The following is a 2,803-nucleotide window of genomic DNA, read 5'->3' as shown; positions in this document are numbered from 1 at the left end:
TTGATCGGAAAGCACCTTTTCTTCAGCTATTTCGGTTACATTGCGTTTATAGTCTTCGGGAAAGATTATATTGTGGTGAGGTATATTATCAAAAGTCTTATCCACTCCCAAATACAACATAAATGTTGAACAGGATAATCGTTTCTTAGAAACTACCTCTGGTGACCAAGAATCGAGATTTTCCGGCTTAATGAGATTATTAATAGCATAACCGAAATCGGCGTTAATAAACACATAATCCCCCTCGACAATATCGCCGGATTCCAGCCTTATACCTGTCGCGTTACCATCCTTAACTAAAACCTCATCTACAGAAGTGGAAAGGTTTATCTTCCCGCCATCCTCCTCGATAATTTGAGCCATAGCTTCAGAGATTTTATGTAAACCTCCTATAGGATGCCAAATCCCACCGGAGTGCTCGATATAGCTTATTATTCCAAACAAAGCAGGGCATTCCCAAGGCGACATACCAAGATACTTGGTTTGGAATGTAAAAGCGATCTTAAGCCTCTCATCATCGTAATACCTTCGAAGATTCTGAAAAAGGTTGACATGAGCATCTAGATAAGGCGCGGCGTGTCTTAGCCGTTTTGAAAGCAAATCCGATTTGTGTTCATAAGGAACTTCGAGACAGGGTGCAAGTCTCTCATATTTAATCCCCTCGCGCTGTAAAAACTTAAGATAACCAACCCCGTTACCCGGAAAAAGCTCCTCTATCTGATCGATTGTCCAATCGCGATTTTTGTGCGAAGGAAAAAATTCTGTGCCATCGGCATAAGAAAGACGATACATGGGGTCAACCTCGATTATCTCGAGATAGTCCTCGATTCGCCGACCAGCTAATTCAAACATATCTTTGAGTATAAATTTCATCATCAGGAAAGTCGGACCTGTGTCGAAAATAAAATCGCCGAGTTTAAATCCCGCATTACGGCCACCCACTCGATCTTTAGACTCGAAAATCTCGACGTTAAATCCTTTGGACGCGAGTATCATACCAGCAGTGAGGCCTCCTGGGCCTGCACCGACCACGATTACCTTTCTATCATTTGGATATTGCATATTACCTAATCGCCTTCGAGAAGATATAATTATATTGGAGTTTTAGTAGAATATCGAATTTCCCGTAATTTGTCAAATAGAGTAACCGAGCGGCCTTTTCTATAGTTTTTTTTAGGCAAAAACGCAACTCATAAACTAACAGTCATTCGAAGGCAGCCTATAACCAAAGACTGTAATAATATACTTACTGCCAAGTGCTTAGTCAACACCTATCGCAAGGCACAATAACCAGTGGAGGTTTTTCCAATTTCGATTGAATAGAAAAAATTCCTTACTTTAATAAGCTATTAAAATACTCTCCATGTCATCCATTTGAAATATCAATATGGTCTTTCAATGCATTTATAAAACTATCGAGTTTGGGCAGAAACTCATCATCCAATACCCTTTTACGACGAAAATCGGCAACAGCAGCAGGCGCTTTATTGACAGCCTTTTCCATGGACCTAAAAGCCCCCTTGCCTCCTGAGCCTTGATGCGTGCAAAAGAAAGCTACCGCGTTCATTTTATCCCTCTGAAAAGCTATATAACTTCTCAACGGTGAGGATATTTTAGATGCCCAAACAGGTGTGCCCAATATAATAAGATCATATTCACCCGCATTTTTCGAAGGAGTATTTATTGGGGGCTCGAGTTCTTTCAGGGCTTCACGCCCGCAAAGCGCATATTGAATCGGTCCGCTACGGTCGCGCTCTTCGGTTATGGCTTCTATATCAGCCGATAGTAACTCGGCGAGTTTCTTTGCAACCTTTTCTGTCACCCCAGTGCGTGAATAATAAACGATCAGAACCTTTTTTTCAGGCATGGCTACCTTGGTTAAATAAGTGTAGCGGTGAGTTTTATAGGGACAGCGGCGAGTGCCCTGGATACTGGACATCCTTTTTTAGCGCGTTCGGCAGTTTCAATAAACTCCGCCTCTTCAATACCGGGAATGCGCGCATCGAGTATGATATCTATCTTTGTTATAGAAAAACCACTTTCCCCTTTTTCGAGATGAACCCTTGCCACCACTTCGAGACTATCAGGATTAAAACCGCTTTCACCTAGCATGGCGGAAAGCGCCATGGCATAACAGCCCGCATGAGCAGCTGCAATAAGCTCCTCTGGATTTGTTCCGGGGCTGTCCTCGAACCTTGTTTTAAATGAATATGCGCCCTTGAATGCTCCACTTCCAAGCGAAACTTCACCCTTTCCATCCCTAAGGCTACCCTTCCATACCGCATTAGAACTCCTAATCATCTTGCCCTCCTAAATCCAATAAGTTGTCCATAAAGAACTATGGGTTTAAAGTTCCGTTTTCAAGGGAGTAATAAAATCAACAGTTTAGTTGATTAACTTTTTCTCAATGTCTCAGCCATTCTATCTATAGCGTTATAATCTATATTCGAATGGCTACCTGTCTTTTTTGAAATCAATTTTACAATAAATTTATAGAAAGGATTCAGCTTCTCCCAATAAATTTCATCTCCAAAACACTCAATCGATACCGCCCGCTGGCGTATTTTCTGAGAAAAGGCATTGTTTAATTGTTCGGTCTTGCGTGGATCTTGCTTTTCAGCGGCACAAACAAAAAGCCCGATCTTTTTTTCAACCAAGGTTTTCAGGTTATTGGAGATAAACTTCTTCACCGATTTCTGTATTTTACCGGCATAGATGGAACCGCCGATAATAATTGTGTCGCCACAATCTAAACAAGGGATTTCGTCCCTACCGAGTTGCACGGTCTTAACCTCTCCTCCGA

The 2,803-nt window shown here is 41.8% G+C and carries 4 protein-coding genes; all 4 read right to left on the bottom strand.

Annotated features, from left to right (window positions below; genetic code table 11):
* A partial coding sequence (gene crtI, locus KAH81_04385; GenBank protein MCK5832893.1) for a phytoene desaturase occupies window positions 1–1,062 on the bottom strand: 1,062 nt, incomplete at its 3' end.
* 304 nt (window positions 1,063–1,366) lie between these two features.
* A complete protein-coding gene (locus tag KAH81_04380) occupies window positions 1,367–1,867 on the bottom strand; it encodes an NAD(P)H-dependent oxidoreductase (protein MCK5832892.1) in 501 nt (166 codons plus the stop codon).
* Between the two features lie 11 nt (window positions 1,868–1,878).
* Complete coding sequence (locus tag KAH81_04375; protein MCK5832891.1) at window positions 1,879–2,301, bottom strand: OsmC family protein; 423 nt, start codon at window positions 2,299–2,301, stop codon at window positions 1,879–1,881.
* A 92-nt stretch (window positions 2,302–2,393) separates the two neighbouring features.
* Window positions 2,394–2,803, bottom strand: a 410-nt coding sequence (locus KAH81_04370; protein ID MCK5832890.1) for a flavodoxin, incomplete at its 5' end; no start/stop codon positions are given.

This window comes from bacterium (assembly GCA_023145965.1).
GTDB lineage: Bacteria > UBP14 > UBA6098 > UBA6098 > UBA6098 > UBA6098.
Note: the sequence above shows the minus strand (reverse complement) of the source record. Positions and strands in the feature narration are given on the sequence as shown.

Excerpts from the sequence above, each read along its gene's own strand:
- KAH81_04380 (MCK5832892.1), bottom strand. The coding sequence starts at position 1,867 with ATGCCTGAAAAAAAGGTTCTGATCGTTTATTATTCACGCACTGGGGTG.
- KAH81_04375 (MCK5832891.1), bottom strand. The coding sequence starts at position 2,301 with ATGATTAGGAGTTCTAATGCGGTATGGAAGGGTAGCCTTAGGGATGGA.